The sequence below is a fragment of the Clostridia bacterium genome, from assembly GCA_034926675.1.
Classification (GTDB): domain Bacteria; phylum Bacillota; class DTU025; order DTU025; family DTU025; genus JAYFQW01.
Window position 1 is genome coordinate 1 of record JAYFQW010000057.1, and the last position, 21,048, is coordinate 21,048.

Here is a 21,048-nt window from a genome sequence, read left to right on the forward strand (position 1 = left end):
TACCGCGATGAGGACAGCCTCTTCACCGTGGCCCAGATCGGGATGGATGGTGGAACCACCGTGACTGCTGTGGGGCCATTCCCATCTGCGTCTGTGGGGCAGGCGGTGAAGGTGAGCGGTTCATGGGTGCAGCACCGCGAGTATGGTAAGCAACTCCGCGTGGATCATGTGGAGACTATCGCGCCATCCACTCTTCAGGGCATTGAGAAGTATCTTGGATCCGGCTTGATTCGAGGCATTGGCCCAAGCACTGCTCGCCGTCTGGTGAAGCAGTTTGGTCATGATACTCTGCAGGTCATAGAATCCCAACCGGACGCGCTCATGACTGTTCCTGGAATCGGCAAGGTCAAGGCCGAACGGATAGTGAAGGCAGTAGCTGAGCACAAGTCCGTGCAGAAGGTCATGGTCTTCCTTCAGTCGTACGGAGTCACTCCCACTTACGCCGTCAAAGTGTACAAGCGCTATGGTGAGGACTCTATCGATGTGGTCAGCCGGAATCCCTACCGGCTTGCGGACGACATATACGGAATCGGGTTCAAAACTGCCGACAGGATAGCGAGGGAACTGGGAATCGACAGGGATTCCATGAGCCGGGTCCAGGCTGGGATCAAATACTGGCTAGCGCGAGCCTCCGATGAAGGGCATTGTTACTCTGATCTGAAGGAGTTCGTGGAAGCTGTTTCTGCAGAGCTGGAGGTGGCGCGCGAGCTCGTGCAGCAGGGCCTCAAGGTCCTTGAGGAATCCGGGGATGTGTTCATTCAGAATGAGACCGCCGTGTACCTGGCGCCTTTCTACCACGCGGAGAAGGGTGTGGCGCGGCGGCTCTGCGAGCTCGCCGAGGCCAGAATGTGGGCACTGGAGGAGCTCCCTGAGTCCGAGCTTGATGAGGCGCAACGCCGAGCTGGCCTTTCGCTCGGGGTCCAACAGCGCAATGCCGTGATGAGATCGTTTCAATCCGGGGTGATGGTGATCACTGGAGGCCCCGGAACAGGCAAGACGACCACTCTGAGACTCATCATCGATCTGTTCGAGCGGCGAAAGCTCCGCGTGTACCTGGCGGCGCCAACTGGACGAGCTGCGAAACGGCTATCGGAGGCCACCGGAAAGCCGGCGAGGACTATCCATCGCCTGCTTGAGTTCGGACCGGGCGAGCAGGGCTGGCGCTTCGGCAGAGGGGTGGATAGCCCCCTTGAGTGCGACGTTCTTGTAGTCGACGAAGTATCGATGGTCGACATCCTACTGATGTATAACCTGCTTAAGGCGATCCGTCCTGGAATGAAGCTAGTGCTCGTCGGAGACGTGGACCAGCTCCCATCTGTAGGCCCGGGCAACGTGCTCCGGGATGTGATCGATTCCGGAGTGGTGGATACGGTCGTCCTCGACCAGGTTTTCAGGCAGGCCCCCGGGAGCATGATCGTGATGAATGCCCACCGGATCAACAAGGGCGAGATGCCTGAGTTCCGCGACGCGAACGATTTCTACTTCATGTACCAGGAAGACCCCGAGAAGATCGTTGAGACAGTGGTGGCAGCAGTAGCGACCAGGCTGCCTCGCTACCTGAAATGCGATGCCATGGACGACATACAGGTGCTTTCGCCGATGAGGAGGACTGTGACGGGCGTCGACAACCTCAACGCTGTTCTTCGGGACGCTCTGAACCCTCCGCGCCGAGCTGCCTCGGAGATACGGGCAGGGGCGCTTCTATTCCGCCGCGGAGACAAGGTCATGCAGGTCCGCAACAACTACGAGCGCAGAGTGTGGAACGGCGATATGGGGCGGATTGCACGGATCGACCCTGAAGAGGGCGAGGTGGTGGTGAGGTTCCCGGAGGCCGATGGAGACAGGGATGTGACCTATCGGCAGGAGGACCTCGACGAACTCACCCTTTCCTACTGTGTGTCCATCCACAAGAGCCAGGGGAGCGAGTATCCTGCAGTGGTCATTCCGCTTTCGACGCAGCACTACGTGATGCTTCAGCGGAACCTGGTTTACACCGCCGTTACCCGCGCCAAGAGGATGGTAGTGCTCGTAGGCACAAAGAAGGCGCTTGCAATCGCAGTGGGCAGGGCATCCATACTCAAGAGGCGTACGATGCTTGCGGAGCGCCTCCAGGAGGCGGCCAGCAGAGGGATTTCCGACAGGCAGCATGATGCCTGAACTACTCTGCCAAAGAACACATACCGCGGCTATGCCCGGGCTGATGGTTAGCCCGGGCGATTCTCGTACAGCGGAGAGGTGAGCATGGGTATGACGCCGAATACCATTTACAGGCAATAGGCACAATTGGTAGGCGGTTGAAGTGTACCACGTGTACGTCGCGTTATTGCCCTCAGGCCCAACTGCTGGGTTCGGGCGCTCCCCACGCTACGACTGGCTGTACATGAACTCTAAGGGCCCGACTGATCTGGCGGTTCTCACAGCCCCGATCCCGCTGTCGATGGCAGAGGCCGCTTCACGCGAAGCGCTGCGAGCCGTCTTGTCACGGCCGCGGCCATGGGGAAGGCCATGCGGGTTCGCCAAGGCGTCGGGGCGGGCTCATTCGGCTGTGAGGCGCGGGTTGAGAGCGCTTGGAGAACGCGGCTCAATCATGCTTGCCAGGCCACAACTGCTCCGTGCGTCTGACTACGATCAGGGCGAGGCTTCCCGAGTGCTTCCAGACGAGGGGCTCGTGAATGAGTGTACACGGGCCATGGCCGGAAGAGTGCTTCTTGACGAGGAAGCACTCGAGGTCCTGTTCCACGCCGGCCTCGGCGGGCTGGATCAGGCGGTGCGGCTCACTGCTGCCATGAGCCTCTCTGGCCTGGCCCGGTTGCTTCCAGGTGTGGGAATCACCAAGTACGGAGGCATGATCTGCAACAGATGCGGCTCAACAGGGCCGTTCGTTTCCACTGCCTGTGCCCGCTGCGGCAGGGATAAGTGCGCTATCTGCATGAACTGCCGGTCTATGGGGGTATCTCGGGAGTGCGTTCCAGTCTACATAGTGAATGAACCCCGCGTTATTCAGGTGCAGGAGTGTACTGTGGCCGAGGGCGGGTTTCCTATAATCCCCCACGTTCTCACTGAGGCACAGAAGCGGGCGTACGGGGAACTGGTTGACTGGCATGATCACGGCGCAAACCGCGAGGCTCTCGTGTGGGCGGTGTGCGGCGCAGGGAAGACAGAAGTCTCGTTCGGCGCCATCGCCGCTGCCTTGCGCAGTGGGCGGCGAGTGGCATATGCGGCGCCAAGGCGGGATGTAGTGGCGGAACTAGCGCCACGGATTCAGTCGGCATTTCCAGGAGTGCCGTGCGCGGTGTTCCATGGAGGGTCCACCCAAAGGGATTACGGCGCCTGCATCACGGTACTCACCACTCATCAGGCGATGAGGTTTCACTCAAGGTTCGATCTGGTCATCTTGGATGAGGCTGATGCGTTCCCATACTACGGATCTGAGGCCCTGGCTACTGCGCTCGAGCGCACCCTAGTGATGGGCGGGCGCATGGTGATCATGACAGCCACTCCGTCCCGCGGACATCTCGCAAGAGTGCGGGTGGGCTCGCTGCCATGCGTGAGGATATCCGCGAGGCACCACGGGCGCCCGCTGCCAGTCCCCGTTGTGGTGGAAACTGGAGGCCGAAGCATGGGCTCTGCAGTAGCCGAACTGGCGCGTGTGAGCCTCGCGGCAGCCGCGCCCCTGTTTGTGTTTGTTCCATCCCGAAGCCGAGCTCCGGAACTATCTCGGGAGCTATCCCCGGCTCTGCCCGGCCGAAGAGTGGAGTGGGTGCACTCAGGAGACCCCGAAAGGAGTGGAAAGAGGGAGTCTTTTGCTTCGGGAAGATGTGATGTTCTGGTCACCACGTCGGTCATGGAAAGAGGCATTACGGTGGATGGAGCAGACGTCATCGTCGCCGAAGCGGACTGGGAGGCGGTGTTCGACTACCGGTCATTGGTTCAAATGGCGGGAAGGGCAGGAAGAACCTCAGCTCATCCTGCGGGAAGAGTGTGGTTTGTGTGCAGCGAGGCGAATTCTGCGATCCTCACGGCGATTGGCATGATCCGGGAGATGAATGATGATGCGAAGGCCCGCGGACTTCTGTGCCCTACCTCGGATTCCCGGTCTACATGAGGAGGTGTGTATGCGTGACATTCGCAGCAGTCGTCGATACCCTACAGGACGTCGTGTTCGGCCGCGACTCTCGATGCGTCATATGCGGAAGGCGTTCCCCAAGAGGCGGGATGTGCGGCGAATGCATCGGCCGGATTCCTCTTGTTCTGCCCCCTGTATGCCAGTTGTGCGGCACTCCACTCAGGCTTGCGCAACCGGCGTCTGGTCCATTGCTGTGCTCAGGGTGCCATGGGGCCAACCACTACTTCGAGCGGGCGCGGGCTGCCGCTGTGTACGATGGCGCTGCTCGCGAGCATGTGCAGGATCTGAAGTATCGGGGGCGGGTCGAAATCGCGCCGGTTCTTGCAAGGATGATGGCCCGGGCGGCGGTCGCTGATGGAATGGTCCGTTCCATCGATGTCATTGTGCCAGTGCCCCTTCACCCGGATAGGGCGATTCGCCGAGGATACAACCAGGCAGAGCTGCTTGCTCATGGCGTGGGTGCGTGTCTTGGAGTTAGAGTTGCACCGGCTGCGCTTGAGCGGCACGCGTCAACTGGGACTCAAACTCATCTCCACAGGCGGGACCGACGTTCCAACGTGATTCACGCCTTCACCTGCGCCAAACCATCCCACATATCGGGCAGGGCCGTGCTTCTCATCGATGACGTATTCACATCCGGCGCCACCGCCGATGGGTGTTGCAGGAGCCTTCTTCGTGCAGGAGCAGCCAGCGTCCGCGTGCTCGCTTTCGCAGTGTCTGTGGCCGATGAGCGCGATTGGTTCACGTCCGTTGCGCCGTGCTGATCTGAGGGATATAATCGAACCACATTGGCTCCCGCGGTAGCGGAGGGCATCGTAGCACGCTGTTCTAGCATGGAGGCAAGGGGCATATGGAATCGAAATCGTGGCACGCCATAACATCCGGAGAGGTCATGGCTGCTCTGGGCAGCTCGAGAACGATGGGGCTATCTGATGAAGAGGCTCGGTCGCGGCTTTCCCGGTACGGACGAAATGCGCTCGCTGAGGTCAAGCGCCGAGGCTTGCTGCAGGAGTTGGCGGCGCAGTTCAAGGAGTTTCTGGTGATTCTCCTCCTCATCTCGGCGGGCATCTCGGCCGCAGTGGGCGAAGGGGAGGATGCGCTGATCATCGCCGGAATCGTGATTCTCAATGCGGTTCTCGGCGTCATCCAGGAACGCAGGGCGGAGAATGCGCTTGACGCCCTTAAGAAGATGGCATCTCCGAAGGCGCGAGTGATACGGTCGGGCCAGCCTCGGGTCGTGGATGCTTCACAGCTGGCGCCTGGAGACATCATTCTCATAGAGGTTGGCGACAGCATTCCTGCGGACGCGCGGCTAATCGAATCGGGGATGCTGCGGGTGGACGCGTCAGCACTCACCGGCGAATCGGTTCCTGCAGAGCAGTCGGCCTCCGCCATTCTGCCGTCGGATGCATCCCTCGGCGACAGGGTCAACATGGTCTACGCCGGCTGTTCCGTCGTGTACGGCCGTGGAATGGGGATCGTGACGGAGACGGGCATGTCCACGGAGATGGGGAAGATAGCCTCGCTTCTGCAGGAGGCCGATGAGGAGTTGACTCCGCTGCAGAGGCGCCTTGAGGCGCTGGGTAGGAAACTTGGCGTGGGGGCTGTGGCGCTCTGCGCCGGAGTGTTCGTGGTCGGCGTGCTTCGGCATGAGAGGCCGTTCGACATGTTCCTCACCGCCGTCAGCCTGGCGGTGGCTGCCATACCAGAAGGTCTGCCTGCCATAGTGACAATCGTACTGGCCCTGGGAGTCCAGAGAATGGCGTCGAGAAACGCGATCATCCGGCGCCTTCCCGCTGTTGAGACGCTAGGGAGCGCGAGCGTCATCTGTTCCGATAAGACCGGGACTCTCACCACAAACCAGATGACAGTCCGCAGGCTGTACGTGCCTGGCCGTCTGCTTGAGGTTACGGGCGAAGGTTACTCGTCCGAGGGCAGGCTGACGGAAGCCGGCCGCGATGTAGATTGCCCATCCGATCCAGCGATCTCGCGCTTGCTTTCCTGTGCTGCATTGTGCAACGACGCCAGGCTTCGCAATGGCGATGGCGGGCGAATCGAGATGCTCGGAGATCCAACGGAGGGCTCGATAATCGTTGCCGCCATGAAGGCCGGAATCGACAAGGCCAGATTGGTTGAGTGGGCGCCTAGGATTGAAGAACTGCCTTTCGAATCCGACCGCAAGCGCATGACCACTGTCCACAGGCTCCCTGAAGCCTACCTTTGCTGCACTAAGGGGGCTCCTGATGAGCTTATTCGAGTATGCGCGAAGTGGTTCGATGGAACAGAGACCAGGCCCCTTGATGATCAGCTTCGTGGGGAGATCAGGGCGGCGAATGTGGAGATGGCTGAGGGCGCTCTCCGTGTCCTCGGAGTCGCTCAGAGGGAGGTCTCAGATCTGCCCCCAGAGATCTCCGTCGAGTCAGTGGAGTCAGATATGGTGTTCCTGGGGCTGGTGGGCATGCAAGACCCGGCAAGGCCGGAGGCCGCAATCGCGGTGAAGGAGTGCCTCAGCGCAGGCATAACCCCTGTGATGATAACAGGGGACCACAAGGCGACTGCAGTGGCGATCGCTCGCGACCTCGGGATAATGACGCCTGGGTCAGTGGCCATAACAGGAGCTGAGCTTGGCGCGATGTCTGACGCCGAACTTGATGAGGCGGTAGAGCATGTGAGCGTATACGCACGGGTGGCTCCAGAGCACAAGGTTCGGATCGTCGATGCCTGGAGAAGGCGCGGCCAGGTTGTAGCCATGACAGGGGATGGCGTGAACGATGCCCCAGCTCTGAAACGCGCCGATATCGGGGCGGCCATGGGCATCACAGGGACTGACGTTGCGAAGGGCGCAGCGGACATGATCCTAACTGACGACAACTTCGCCACGATCGTTGCGGCTGTGCGCGAAGGAAGGGTTGTGTTCGAGAACATCAAGAAGTCAGTCCAATACTTGGTATCATGCAACATCGGCGAGATACTGGTGGTGTTCGCCGCGATCATCCTCGGGCTCCCAAGGCCCTTGCTGCCCATACATATCCTGTGGCTCAACCTGATCACCGACGGCTTGCCTGCCCTTGCCCTGGGAGTAGACCCACCGGAAGCGGGAATCATGAGTAGAAGGCCCAGAGCGCGCCAGGACGACGTGTTGAGCGGTGGCGCCGCTGTGCGGCTCCTGGTGTACGGCCTTAGCATCGCTGCCCTGGGGTTGCTCTCGTTTGCAGTGGGCCTGGGATGGCCGGGCGAGCTGGATCTATCAGCCGAGAGGCTGTTGGAGGCTCAGACCATGTGCCTGCTGACGATGAGTTTCTCTCAGCTGTTCCACGCCTTCAACTTCAGATCGGAGACGGGTTCCCTGTTTCGGGTAGGTCCGTTCGCCAACTCCAAACTGGTAGGCGCGTTCCTCGGTTCTGGCCTGCTTCAGCTCGTGGTCACCTTCGTCCCGCCCGCACGGAGGTTCCTCGACCTCGGGGATGTGCACGGAGCGAAGCTCTTCGATGCGTTGACACTGGCAGTCATCATGATCGCCGTAGGCGAGTTGACAAAGCTCTTCGCCCGGACGCAGGAATTTCGCGACCGAAATGGAACTACTAACTAGCCTGGCGAAGCAGTCTGTCCGGCTGGCTATGCACCAGTCTTGCGCAGGAGCATGAGCGGGCCGAACCGCCAGGGTGTCCACGGAAAAAGTCCAGAAGGGGCTGGTGTGAATGGAGATAACGGTTGTCGGACGAAACATCGCGGTCACCGATGCGCTGCGGGGCTATGCTGAGAGGAAAGTCAGCAAGCTCCAGAGGTACTTTGAGCGTGAGATAGTGGACGCTCAGGTCTCCATGGCGGTTGAGCGCGGAATTCACGGCGTCGACGTTACCATCCAGGTAGACGGCCTGCTTCTCCGGGGCGAGGAAAAGACCGGTGATATGTACGCGTCCATCGACGGGGCCGTTAGCAACATCGAGCGGCAGATCGAGAAGTACAAGACCAGAATCAACCGCAAGCTGCGCCAGGCGGGAAACAAGCTCATTGAGTCGGCGATGTCTCCTATGCTTCCAGCTGGAGCGGCGGCAGTAGAAGCGCCTGAGCCGAAAGTTGTGAAGACGAAGCGATTTGCCATAAAGCCGATGTCCGTGGAAGAGGCCATCATGCAGATGGAACTGCTGGGGCACGACTTTTTCGTGTTCATGAACTCGTCGAGCGAGGATGTTAACGTGGTATACAGGCGCAAGGATGGCAACTACGGCTTGATAGAGCCTGAATTCTGAGGCTGATCAGGGAGTTCATGGCGGGGGCGGGGCGCTGTTGGCGCTCCCGTTCCCGCCGCTTGTTTAGGGGCATGGGGCTGTTTCCCAGCCTCCGCCGGGAGGGGATCTGTGTGGGCTCATTTGTTGCTTTTGTTTTCGAAGGCGGGACGTCATCGGGGTGTATCGAGACGTGGGTGGCGAAGGTAAGGGAGGAGATGGCCCTGTCCCTTGCCGGGCGCCTCAGGGCAACCGGGTGTTTCGATGAGGTTATCATGGTGACTGATAGAAGCGCCCTTGCGGAGCGGGCTCTTGCGCAAACTGGTGCAGTGCCTGACGTCAGGCACGACGATGGCGCGTTCCATTTCGGGGCTAGGCTTTCCCAGGCACTGCATCGCGCCGCGGAGCACACGCGGGCATGCTGCGGGAACGACGACCTGAGTGGGTTCGTTTACATGAGTGGCGGATCCGGGTTCTTCATGGGCGCTGAAGAGATACGTTCGTTCGCACGGGCGGTCCTCGCGAATCCCCATGCGGTGGTGGCGAACAACACCTATTCGGCCGACATGTTCGGGGCAGCGGACGTCAACCTCGTTCTGAAGGCGGATCTTCCGGCGTCCGACAACGCTGCGCCGATGGCAGTGTGGGCGCAAGGAGCTGAGCTCATCGCCTTGCGCCAGACTATTGGGACCACATTTGACGTGGACACCCCGAGCGACCTTCTGGTAATGGAGGCGGTTGCCGAGAGGCTCGGGGCTGACGCAAAAGGAACTGTGGATGAGATCCTGCGTTTCAACTCGGCCGGCATTGCGCGGGAACGCCTTGATCTCGCAAGGCGCGTGCTGGAGCGAGAACTCGCCGAGGCAGCCATATTCGGCAGGGTCTCCCCGTCCACAGTCGAGGAGCTCAACTCCCTTACCCGCGCGCGCCTTCGTATCTACTCAGAGGAGCGGGGCATGCGCTCGTTCGGCCGCGATAAGCCAGGCGGCGCCAGGAGCCTCATCGGAAGGTACATTGACTCGCGAGGGCCTGAGGGGTTCTTTGCGGATCTGGCATGGTGCGCGGATGTGGCATTCATCGATACGCGGGTCCTGTTTTCGCACATGGGGGCGGCCCTCTCTCAGGAGGAGAGGTTTGCGGCCGATCTGTTTCTGCCGGAATTGGTCAGGGATTCACGGGCGGCGCGCTTGGTCACGGCCGCCACGGACGCCGAAATCCCCGTTGTGCTGGGAGGACACTCGCTGGTTTCAGGCGGCGTCAGGGCGCTCGCCTTGTGCCCCCCTGGGGGCGATGGTATAATGCCTTGTTGGCAGACGCGCAAGTGAGGTGGCCCTTTTGCTGAATATCTTCAAGAGGATCTTCGACTCTAACCCGAGAGAATTGAGAGATCTGCAGGCCAAAGCTGATGCGGTTTCTGCCCTCGCTTCCGAGGCTGAACGCGCTTCCGATGGTGAACTGGCTGAGCGGACCGGGGATTACCGGAGCAGGATTGAGAGGGGAGAAACCCTCGATTCTCTGTTGCCAGAGGCATTTGCGACCGCTCGTGAGGCCGCGCGACGCACCATAGGCCTGTACCCGTACGACGTACAGGTGATGGGCGGAGTAGTCCTTCACGAGGGGAAGATCGCGGAGATGAAGACCGGCGAGGGGAAGACCCTCGTCGCGACTATGCCGGCATACCTTAACGCCCTCACTGGAAAGGGCGTTCACATCGTTACAGTCAATGACTACCTGGCGAGGCGTGACCTGGAGTGGATGGGCCCAGTGTATCGGGCTCTCGGCCTTGATGTGGGAGTGATCGTGCACGACCTGGAAGGACCTGGCCGTCGCGAAGCCTACAGGCGCGACATCACCTTCGGCACCAACAATGAGTATGGTTTCGACTATCTCAGGGACAACATGGTCACGTCTATCGAGCAGCAGGTGCAGAGGGGCCACAACTACGCCATCGTCGATGAGGTGGACTCGATACTGATCGACGAGGCCAGGACCCCCCTGATCATCTCCGGGCAGGCCGAGGAGTCCACCGAGAAGTACTTCGTCTTCGCCAGGATCGCAGATAGCCTCAAGTCGGAAGAGGACTACACCGTGGACGAGAAAGCCAACTCGGCGGCGCTCACCGAGGCGGGAGTCTCCCGAGTTGAGAGATGGCTTGGTGTGGAGAACCTGTACGATGAACAGAACATCGAGCTTACTCACCACATCAACGCCGCGCTGCGGGCCAGGGCATTGATGAGGCGGGACCGGGACTACATCGTGAAGGACAACGAGGTAATCATCGTCGATGAGTTCACAGGCAGGCTCATGTTCGGTAGGCGATACAGCGATGGTCTTCACCAGGCGATAGAGGCCAAGGAGAACGTGAAGGTGCAGAGGGAGAACCAGACCATGGCCACCATCACGTTTCAGAACTACTTCCGCATGTACCACAAGATCGGCGGCATGACTGGCACTGCAGCAACTGAGGAAACGGAGTTCATCAAGATCTACAACCTCAGTGTTGTTCAGGTGCCCACGGCCAAACCCATGATCAGGGTGGACCTCCCAGATGTCGTGTACAAGACCGAGTCAGCGAAGTTCCGTGCAGTGGTGGATGAGATATGCGAGAGGCACGCAAATGGCCAGCCCGTGCTTGTAGGCACTGTGTCGATTGAGAAATCCGAAAGAGTCTCGGATATGCTCTCGCGCAGAGGCGTAGATCATCAGGTGCTGAATGCGAAGCACCACGAGAGAGAGGCTGAGATCATCAAACTTGCCGGTCAACCAGGAGCGGTGACCATCGCTACCAACATGGCTGGGCGCGGAACCGACATTGTGCTCGGTGAGGGAGTAGCGAAAGGCGGTGGGCTCCATGTGATCGGCACTGAGAGGCATGAGAGCCGGAGAATCGACAACCAGCTCCGCGGCAGATCAGGCCGGCAGGGAGACCCAGGTTCCTCCAGGTTCTACGTCTCGCTCGAGGATGATCTGATGCGTCTGTTTGGCGGGGACTTCATATCCAACCTGATGAACCGACTGGGTTGGAGTGAGGACGAGCCGATCGAGCACCCTCAACTCACTCGGGCCATAGAGAATGCCCAGAGGAAGGTCGAGGGCAGGAACTTCGAAATCCGCCGCCAGGTGCTTGAGTACGATGACGTCATGAACAAGCAGCGGGAAGCCATATATTCGAGGCGTTCCGCGATCCTTGAAGGCACCGATCTGCGAGCGCAGGCCCTCGAACTGCTGGCTGCTACGGCCGAAGGCATGGCGCGGGCACATGCAGATGAGAAACTCAAGCAGGGGGAGTGGGATCTTGCAGGGCTCTCGGTCGAGATCGCAGGCCTGCTCAGTACGGGCGGCAAACCCGAGCTCTCGCAGTTCCTGACTGGCTCCTGGGCGGATCTCCGCGATGGAGTGCTCTCCCTTCTCACCGAGGCCTACGAGCAGAAGGAGGCCGTCATAGGGCCGGAGCGCCTTCGAGAGCTGGAAAGGGCCATAATGCTCTACATGATCGACTCCAAGTGGGTGGATCATCTTCAGGGCATGGACGTCCTGCGAGAGGGCATCGGCCTGAGAGCGTACGGGCAGATGGATCCTCTCGTGGAATACAAGAAAGAGTCGTTCCTAATGTTCAATGACCTACTTACGAGCATTGGTGAGGATTTCGTAAGGTATGTGCTTAGGATACAGGTCCGCCTGGAGCAGGAAGGCGGAGAGCACGCCGAAGGGGTTGGCCAGAGCGAGGGGCGTGTGCGCACTGATGCGGCCGCGCCGAAACACCCGCGGTGCTCTATGCACATCAACAGGGACGAGGGCAGGTCTTCAAAACAGCCTGTGAGGAAGGCAGATCAAAAGGTGGGCCGGAACGATCCGTGCCCGTGCGGAAGTGGCAAGAAGTATAAGAAGTGCTGCGGAGCCGGGAAGTAGCCGGGGCCAGCGGGGCATCTGCATAGCACTAGAGGGGGATTAGCCGATGAGAGCAGAGCTTGATCAGGCGTTGGCTGCGATGGAGGCCAGAATAGACGAAATGAGGGCCTATCTTTGACGTAGCGGGCAAGCGAGCCCGGCTAGGGGAATACGAGGCGAAAGCTGCGGAGCCAGGGATATGGGATGACCGTGATCGTGCGCAGGCGCTGATGCAGAAGATATCGACCCTGCAGGCGGGGATCGGGAAGTTCCAATCAATTCTAGGCCATCTTGAGGACGCGCGCGCTCTCGCGGAGCTTGCCGATGAAGAGGACGACGCAGACGCGATCAGGGAGTGCTTCGATCGTCTTCGTGAGCTTGACCAAGCAGTCGGTGTGATTGAGCTTGAGAACCTGCTCTCCGGACCCTATGACTCTTCCAACGCGATCATGGCCATTCATCCGGGGGCAGGCGGAACCGAGAGTCAGGATTGGGCGGAGATGCTGCTCAGGATGTACACGAGATGGGCGGAGCGGAGTAGGTATCGGGTGGAACTCGTGGACCTGCTCCCCGGCGAGGAGGCAGGGATCAAGAGCGCCACAATGATCGTGTCGGGCGAGAACGCCTTCGGTTACCTCAAGACGGAGAAAGGCGTGCATAGGCTCGTTCGGATCTCGCCTTTCGATGCCTCGGCAAGGAGGCACACTTCGTTCGCGTCGGTCGATGTAGTGCCTGAGATGGGAGAAGGCGAGATCGACATCGACCCGATGGATCTGAAGATCGATACTTATCGATCAGGCGGCGCAGGTGGGCAGCACGTGAACAAGACCGACAGCGCAGTGAGGATCACCCACATCCCCACCGGCATTATCGTGCAGTGTCAGAACGAGAGGTCGCAGCACAGCAACAAGGAGACGGCCATGAAGATCCTCAGGGCGAGACTCGGCGAGAAGCAGCGGCAGGATCAGGAGAAGGAACTGTCGGCCATCCGCGGTGAACAGCACGAGATCGCCTGGGGCAGTCAGATCAGGTCTTACGTATTCCAGCCCTACACAATGGTCAAGGATCACAGGACCGATGCTGAGACCGGGAACGTTGGCGCTGTGATGGATGGGGCCATCGATCAGTTTATAGAGGCCCAGCTCAGAGCCTCCGCTGCAGCGGCCTCTGCAAGCAGGAACCGAGAATGAGGTGAATGGCATTGACAGTCTCTGTTCCGGTCAACCGGAGAGATCCGTGGACTGTCTGGTGGCTCCTGGCTCTGGTATTAGTGGCATCAGCTGCCTCCGCGTGGATCAGTTGGAAACGCCATGTGGTCGAGGACGCGAACGCCGCGGTTGAGCTCTGCATGGACTACAGAGAGGGCATGGCGTTCGCGAGGAAGGTGGGGATTCCGAAGAACCAGTACCTGCAGGATATAAGGCAGGCTGGTATAGTGTCCGTGGCGGTGGATGAGGACACCCTGGGGACCTTGGAATCCGAAGGAGAGGCAACACTGATCCGCGGCACTGATGTGGCCGAGCAAGCCGCGCTGGAGGGCCACACAGGGATCATGCAGGCCGCTCTCTCCCAAAAGGGATTTGCGCCTTCCGATACTCTTGTTGTGCCCGGAAGCCCCAGTGTCGCTGCTTTCCTCTCCGATCGTCTGGCTGCGCGAGCCCACGGAGGACCTACAGTGAAGATCATCAAGTCCGGTCAGAACTCCGCCTTCTTGATAGGTCTTCAGGTGGACGAAGCTCGTTCGCTTAACCTAGGTGTGCGGCCGGCCACTCTTGACTCGATACACCAAGCAGGTCTGACGGCGGTGCTGAGGATATCCAACTTCGTTGGCGTATCTGAGGGATGGATAGACACCGTCATCCCCAAGTCCCACCCTGATTCCCCGGTTAGCACTGTCATCTTCAGTGGAACAGATGTCCTGGGTTATCCTGGCCTCGTGCCTGCTGTGGCACATGCTCTGATGTGCAGCGGAACGAGGTACGGGGACATCGAGTTCCAACAGCAGGCAGGCGGTGCGGAGCTGGCGTCATTGCTCAGCTTCGGTTTGGTCCGCGTGCACAGCATCACCAGAGGGGAAATGGATAGGGGCATATCGCCTCAGACAATGCAGGATAGGTTTGTTAGGGCTGTCAGAGAGCGCAACATTCGCATCCTGTACATGCGCCCCATCACCAAACCTGTGGACGAGCGCCCTCTGGCAGTGGTGAACCAGGCTTACATTGAGGATGTGGCCAAAGCCGTTCAGGGAGCAGGCTTCAGGCTCGGTTCGGCAGCGCCTATGGGACAAGCAGATCCGGGTCTTTTGCTTACCCTCATTGTAGCTGCCGGAGTGGCCGCTGGATGTGTGATGCTGCTGAATGCGGTGTGGGATGTTCCTTTCCCGATTTCCGCTGGTTTGGTGGCAGTCGGAGCGGCAGGGTTCGCAGCATTATGGGCCATGGGCCGCCCGGCGCTGGCGCGCCAGGCAGCAGCCTTGGCATCAGCCATTGCTTTCCCCTCTTTGGCAGGGTTCGTGCTGCTTCGTCCGGCAAGCGATGGAGATGATGCGGGGAAGCTGGGATCAGCCTGGGCAAGGAGTGCAATCTCCCGGTTCCTGATTGCATCTGCTTTGTCACTGGCAGGTGGGTTGATGCTGGCAGCGTGCCTCACGAGTTTGGTGTTCATGGTCAAGGTCAAGCAGTTCATCGGCGTGAAACTCATGCATGTCGTGCCCATTCTCTTCCTGGCCCTCGCATACTGGAAGTACTATGCACGCAGAGGCAACGAGTCGTTCCTCGCCTCCGCTTCCAGGCTCGGCGTGTCTCCCATACTGGTATGGCACGCCGCTGTCATCGCGATCATCGGTGTTGCAGGGCTGATCTACATTGCCAGGACTGGAAACACGTCCACAGTCGGCGTCGGCGTCTCTTCGGGCGAACAGCTGATGAGGGCTGCCCTGGAGAGGATACTGCCGGTGAGGCCGCGGACCAAAGAATTCCTTCTCGGGCATCCCGCATTCATACTTGCTGCTGCGCTGGCCGTAACTGGCGATAGGACGCTCCTTCTCCCAGTCGCAGTGATCGGGCTGATAGGCCAGATCTCGGTCGCGAACACCTTCGCCCATGTCCACACGCCCATATGGGTGAGCCTCGTTCGAGTGCTCCTAGGAATGGGTTTCGGCGTTGTGATCGGGCTTGCGGGAACTGCCGTGTGGAGAATTCTCGTCGGCATCATCAGGCGGAAGGCGAGGTCAGTGCCTAGATAGCAGGGGGAATCGGCCACGGCGCAACTTTGGGGTCGCGGCACGATGTGGGTGGCTGCTTCGCGTGAATGGACGTCAATCGATGCACAGATACCGAGAGACTATACGGAATCGGGGTGGGGTTGGGAATGCGCGTTCTGGTTTCCGGATACCATGGCATGGGAAACCTCGGCGATGAGGCAGTCCTGGCCGCATTCCTGCAGCACCTCGCGGAGATTGATCCGCACGCCGAGTGCACTGTGCTATCGGGTGATCCTGATAGCACCAGGAAGGCCTTCGGAGTCAGCGCGGTTCCCAGGACGTCCCTTCCAGCCATAATCAGGGAGATACGCCGTGCAGACATCCTAGTGAGTGGAGGCGGGAGCCTTTTGCAGGATGTGACCGGCGCGCTCTCGGTCCCATACTACCTTGGGATCATCACCTTGGCGAGGTTATCTGGCAGGCCAGCATCTGTGTATGCACAGGGGATTGGCCCGCTGAATTCCGGGTTCTCGCGGCTCTTGGTCAGGCAGGTGATGTCGTGGGCGTCTGTGATAACGCTTAGAGATCAGGGCTCCTGCGATCTCCTTCGGCGGCTCGGACATGTGAGGCCGGAACCAGCACTCGTGACTGACCCGGCGTTTGCTCTCCGACCGGCGCAGGGCTGCTCATTGCCTGCAGAGTGGACCGAATCACGTGAGGCTTCCGGCAGGCCTGTCGTTGTGTTCTGCTTCAGGCCATGGCCTTCCGTTGATGGAAGAGAAGCCGAGCTTGCTGCGTGTGTGGACAGAATATCATCTGAGCTCGGAGTTTGTCCTGTGTTCCTGGCGTTCCAACCTGGCGTCGATCTGCCGCTCGCCCGCAGGATCGCTGGACTGATGAAGGTGAGTTCGGGACCTCCGGCTGTCATAGGGTGTGGTATTCCACCTCAGCAGGTTCTGGCCATGATTGCCCAGGCGGAGCTGGTTGTCGGAATGAGGCTCCATTCCCTGGTGTTTGCAGCCGCAGCTGGCGTTCCGTTCGTGGCCATCGACTATGATCCCAAGGTGAGGGCCGTCAGCGAGCGGGTTGGGAATCCTAACGTAGCGCCGGCCAATGCCTCAGGCGATGAGCTGTTCCGCGTGGTGTCGCTGGCATGGGCTGACCGGGCCCGCATCAGGCAGTTGCTCTCGGAGATTCGGCCCGAACTTGAGCGCGAAGGACGGCAGGGGGCGGAGCTTGCCTTGGCGCCTGTCATGGGTAAGGCAAGGGAATCCCGTGTGGAGAAGGATGGCAGGAAGGATGCACGCCAAGGAGATGCAGATGCACGCAGGGCCGTTCTTCTGGGAGTGCCGGTGGACTGCGTCGATATGGATGAGGCCGTGGCCCGGTGCATGAGGCTTGCGGAATCTGGGGAAGGCGGCCACGTTGTGACGCTGAACCCAGAGATGACTCTGGCATCAGGACGTGATGAGGCGCTCATGGAGGCAATTCGCGGCGCAGATCTGGTGGCGCCGGATGGGATAGGAGTCGTGTTGGGGCTGAAACTGACGGGGTCGAAACCCAGAGGCAGGGTGGCCGGCATAGAGCTTGCCACGCGCCTGATGCAAGCTGGGGCTCTGGGCGTTTCCGGGCCGGATGCAGATGCACGTGTGGGGCTCAGGTTCTTTTTCGTCGGCGCCAAGCCCGGCGTGGCCGAGCAGGCAGCCGAGAAGATGCGGGAGGCCAACCCGGGCCTTTCGATTGTCGGCACGCACCACGGCTACTTCCAGGATTCCAGTGAAGACACAGTGCTGCACATGATCTCGGCAGCGCATCCCGACGTAGTGTTCGTAGCAATGGGAGCGGGAAAACAGGAGAAATGGATTGCAAAGGCGCGACACGCTGCGCCGGCTGCTGTATGGATTGGAGTTGGGGGGTCCCTTGATGTTCTGTCGGGGAACACGAAGCGGGCTCCTGTGGTGTTCCGCAAGCTTGGCCTTGAGTGGCTTTATCGCCTCGTAACCGAGCCTAGCAGGGCCAAGCGCATGACTGCGCTTCCTGTGTTCATGTTGGCAGCGATCGGCGAGGCGTTTCGCAAGGGTAGGAGGGACTGATGTCATTGAGAAGAGAGACCCTCTCACGCCCCGAGGAGATATCGGCGGTGGCGCGGGAGATTCGCAAACATGTGATCAGGATGACGGGAGAAGCAGGCTCAGGGCACCCGGGCGGGTCGCTATCAGCTGCAGATATCCTCTCGGTGCTGTACTTCAACGAGATGCGAATAAGGCCTGATGACCCACACTGGCCTGAAAGGGATAGGTTCGTGCTCTCAAAGGGCCACGCGGCGCCTGCACTCTATGCGGCGCTCGCGGAGGCAGGATACTTCCCGCGGGAGGACCTCGCAGGGCTCAGGCAGCTCGGCTCCCATCTTCAGGGCCACCCGGACATGAGAGGCACTCCGGGTGTGGAAATGTCCACCGGCTCCCTCGGACAGGGCTTCTCGGCCTCGTGCGGAATGGCCATTTCCGCCAAGATCGACGGGGCGGATTGGCGAGTATACGTAATGCTCGGAGATGGAGAACTCGAGGAGGGGCAGGTGTGGGAGGCTGCCATGACGGCGGCTCACAGGAAGCTCGACAACCTCACTGCCTTTGTGGACTGGAACGGGCTGCAGATAGACGGCCCCATCGCAGAGGTGAAGTCGATCAACAGGATAGGCGAGCGGTTTGCAGCATTCGGCTGGCATGTGATCGAGATAGACGGACACGACATTCGCGCCATCATGGGTGCGCTCTCGGAGGCGCGAGCGACTCGGGGAATGCCCACCGTGATAGTGGCCAAGACCGTGAAAGGCAAGGGTGTGTCTTTCATGGAGAATCAGGTAGGCTGGCATGGGACTGCCCCAAAACCTGAGCAGGTCGAGGCGGCCCTCGCAGAGCTTAACGCTTCCGCAAAGGTAGGTGAGGCGTAATGGCTGAGATGATCGCTACTAGGGCGGCCTACGGCCGTGCGCTTTTGGACCTGGGCGCGAGGAACCCGAATGTGGTGGTTCTGGATGCAGATCTCTCGAAATCCACGATGACTTTCGAGTTTGCGAAGAGGTTCCCCGAGCGCTTCATCCAGATGGGCATCGCAGAGCAGGATTTGATGGGTACGGCGGCCGGAATCGCGACCACCGGCAAGATCGCCTTCGCCAGCACCTTTGCGATTTTCGCAACCGGCCGAGCATTTGAACAGGTGCGAAACGGCATATGCTATCCTGGGTTGAATGTGAAGATATGCGCAACACATGCTGGACTCACTGTGGGTGAGGATGGGGCATCACACCAGTCTATTGAGGATATCGCCCTGATGCGCGCTGTGCCCAAGATGACTGTGGTGGTTCCCTCAGATGCCGTTCAGACTGCATGGGCAGTGAACACCGCGGCTGCGACAGATGGCCCGTTCTACATCAGACTGGGCAGAGCGCCCTCGCCTGCGATATACCAGCCGGACCATGAGTTCCATCTGGGTAAGGCGGAACGGCTTCGCGATGGCCGTGATGTGACTTTGATCGCCTGCGGCTACATGACCCCGAGGGCGCTTGCCGCGGCTGATCTCCTGGCAGGCCGGGGCATATCGGCACGAGTCATCGACATGGCCACCATCAAACCCTTGGACGAGGCGGCTGTTGCGGAAGCTGCGGCAGAGACGGGCGCGATAGTCACAGTCGAGGAGCATTCGATAATCGGCGGGTTGGGCGGAGCAGTATGCGAATGCGTGTGCAATTCCGTGCCTGTGCCAGTGGTCAGGGTTGGGGTCCGCGATATGTTCGGCAAATCGGGAAAGCCCGAGGCGCTGCTATCGCACTTCGGCCTTACGGCAGAGGATATCGCAAGTGCGGCTCAGGCTGCAGTCACTCGTTCCCACAGATAGAGCTGGTTTGCCACGTTTTCCAGCCGATTGCGGCAGGAATCCGAGGGATGTGAGAAGAAGTACCGCAGGTGAAAGTGCAGGGTAAAGCCTTCGGCTTTGCCTGCCGTGCGGGAGCGTAGATCTAGATGGTGCACATGTATGGCGTAACCAAAGTATACCCGGGCAACGTTAGAGCCCTCGCTGGGGTGGACTTGAGCATCTCCAAGGGGGACTTCGTCTTCATAGTAGGATCGAGCGGCGCAGGAAAATCCACGCTGCTGTCAATGGTGTACCGCGGCGCCGTTCCCACTCGCGGGCAGGTGCTTGTGGCTGGCAGGAATATCGCCAGGCTCAGATGGCATGAGATCCCGATGTTGCGCCGCAAGACCGGTGTGGTGTTTCAGGACTTCAAGCTCCTGCTCGACCGTTCAGTTGGCGACAACGTTGCCTTTGCTCTGCAGGTGATCGAGGCCCCGCCGAAGGACGTAGCCAGACGGGTGCAAACGGCGCTGGAGATGGTGGGGCTCTCCCACCGGGCATCCGCGATGCCGAATGAACTGTCTGGCGGAGAGCAGCAGCGGGTTGCGATAGCGCGCGCCATAGTCAACGACCCTCTCATCCTAGTAGCGGACGAACCCACGGGGAATCTGGATCCGGATACCTCAATGGACATCATGGGCCTCCTATCCGATATCAACAGACGTGGCACCACCATACTCATGGCAACCCACAATCAGGTCATCGTAGATCGGATGAAGAGGCGAGTCATACAGCTGGATGGCGGCGTGATCATAAGGGACGAGATGCGGGGGAGCTACTGCCATGAAGCCTAGGACTGTCAGGACCCTGAGCTTGCAGGCTATCCGGAATCTCAAGAAGACCCCAGCAATAACATGTATCGCGATAGTTGCCGCGTGCATGTTCCTGCTTGGGGCGTTCCTGGTGACAGCCGTGAACCTCACTGATCTGGGACGCCAGCTTCGCACACAGGTGCAGATACGGGTTTTCCTCGCTCCGGGCCTCGCCCAGGCCCGGGTTGATGGTCTAGGCAAGGCCATAAGGGCCACTCCAGGAGTTGGGAGTGTGGACTACGTCGGCAAGCAGGAGGCGCTCGAGCGCCTTGGCAGGCAGCTCGCGGATTACCGTTCCATATTGAATGACCTCCCCGCGAATCCACTCCCCGAGTCGTTCGATGTGTCGCTCCGGAAGGCCGAGGATGTCTCGTCTGTGGCAGAGGCCCTGAGGAAGCTTGACGGAGTGGCGGATCTCAGATATGGGCAGCAGTATGTTGAGAAGCTTCTGAAATCATTGAAGATCATCTGGGGCGTCGCCGGCGTGGTTGCCATCCTTGTAGCCATCGGCGCGAGTCTCATAGTGGCAAACACCATCAAACTCTCGGTGTTTGCCAGGAGACGTGAGATAGAGATAATGAAGCTTGTCGGAGCTACTGACGCGTTCATACTATTCCCCTTCGTGCTCGAGGGGATCTCCATAGGCGTTATCGGTTCAATCGTGGCTGCGGCGGTCGTGTATGGGGGTTGCTTTGGCCTTTCCAGATGGATTGCGGCTGTTGCCCCGTTTATTCCACTGGTCCGCGATGTCGCGAGGATGTGGTATGTTGTGCTCGCACTGTTTACATTCGGAGGAGTAGTCGGGTTGGCAGGAAGCGCCATATCCACGAAACGCCATCTCCGAGTATGAGCTGGAATCAAGTTCATGGAGGTTTCGCATGC

14 protein-coding genes are annotated in these 21,048 nt (G+C 59.9%); all 14 read left to right on the forward strand.

Annotated features, from left to right (window positions below; translation table 11 throughout):
* The coding region (locus VB144_12420; protein ID MEA4884432.1) for an ATP-dependent RecD-like DNA helicase at positions 1–2,157 on the forward strand (2,157 nt) is incomplete at its 5' end.
* 400 nt (positions 2,158–2,557) lie between these two features.
* Complete coding sequence (locus VB144_12425; GenBank protein ID MEA4884433.1) at positions 2,558–4,105, forward strand: helicase-related protein; 1,548 nt, start codon at positions 2,558–2,560, stop codon at positions 4,103–4,105.
* A 14-nt stretch (positions 4,106–4,119) separates the two neighbouring features.
* Positions 4,120–4,890 (forward strand): ComF family protein, encoded by a 771-nt coding sequence (locus VB144_12430; protein ID MEA4884434.1) that lies wholly within the window; start codon positions 4,120–4,122, stop codon positions 4,888–4,890.
* An 86-nt stretch (positions 4,891–4,976) separates the two neighbouring features.
* A complete protein-coding gene (locus tag VB144_12435) occupies positions 4,977–7,715 on the forward strand; it encodes a cation-translocating P-type ATPase (GenBank protein ID MEA4884435.1) in 2,739 nt (912 codons plus the stop codon).
* Positions 7,716–7,824: 109 nt separating this feature from the next.
* Positions 7,825–8,376, forward strand: coding sequence for a ribosome-associated translation inhibitor RaiA (gene raiA, locus VB144_12440; protein MEA4884436.1), 552 nt, complete (start codon positions 7,825–7,827; stop codon positions 8,374–8,376).
* A gap of 110 nt (positions 8,377–8,486) precedes the next feature.
* Entirely contained in the window at positions 8,487–9,677 is a 1,191-nt protein-coding gene (locus VB144_12445; protein MEA4884437.1) for a hypothetical protein, read from the forward strand.
* Positions 9,678–9,687: 10 nt separating this feature from the next.
* On the forward strand, positions 9,688–12,261 hold the full coding sequence (secA, locus tag VB144_12450; GenBank protein ID MEA4884438.1) for a preprotein translocase subunit SecA: 2,574 nt from the start codon (positions 9,688–9,690) through the stop codon (positions 12,259–12,261).
* Between the two features lie 46 nt (positions 12,262–12,307).
* Positions 12,308–13,430, forward strand: a protein-coding gene (prfB, locus tag VB144_12455) for a peptide chain release factor 2 (protein ID MEA4884439.1) whose coding sequence is annotated in 2 segments (ribosomal slippage) — positions 12,308–12,376 and positions 12,378–13,430 — 1,122 coding nt in all. Because the reading frame shifts where the segments join, the coding sequence is not laid out codon by codon here.
* An 11-nt stretch (positions 13,431–13,441) separates the two neighbouring features.
* Positions 13,442–15,484, forward strand: coding sequence for a DUF5693 family protein (locus VB144_12460; protein MEA4884440.1), 2,043 nt, complete (start codon positions 13,442–13,444; stop codon positions 15,482–15,484).
* Positions 15,485–15,549: 65 nt separating this feature from the next.
* A complete protein-coding gene (gene csaB, locus VB144_12465) occupies positions 15,550–17,535 on the forward strand; it encodes a polysaccharide pyruvyl transferase CsaB (protein MEA4884441.1) in 1,986 nt (661 codons plus the stop codon).
* Complete coding sequence (locus VB144_12470) at positions 17,535–18,392, forward strand: transketolase (protein MEA4884442.1); 858 nt, start codon at positions 17,535–17,537, stop codon at positions 18,390–18,392. The genes csaB and VB144_12470 overlap by 1 nt, the downstream gene beginning before the upstream one ends.
* An 8-nt stretch (positions 18,393–18,400) precedes the next feature.
* Positions 18,401–19,336: a transketolase C-terminal domain-containing protein gene (locus tag VB144_12475; protein MEA4884443.1), complete on the forward strand. Its 936-nt coding sequence runs from the start codon at positions 18,401–18,403 to the stop codon at positions 19,334–19,336.
* 125 nt (positions 19,337–19,461) lie between these two features.
* The gene (gene ftsE, locus VB144_12480; GenBank protein ID MEA4884444.1) at positions 19,462–20,148 is read left to right on the forward strand and encodes a cell division ATP-binding protein FtsE; all 687 of its coding nucleotides are present in this window, start codon (positions 19,462–19,464) and stop codon (positions 20,146–20,148) included.
* A complete protein-coding gene (gene ftsX / locus VB144_12485) occupies positions 20,138–21,016 on the forward strand; it encodes a permease-like cell division protein FtsX (protein MEA4884445.1) in 879 nt (292 codons plus the stop codon). Before ftsE ends, ftsX begins: the two co-directional genes overlap by 11 nt.
* The last annotated feature ends 32 nt before the right edge of the window (positions 21,017–21,048 follow it).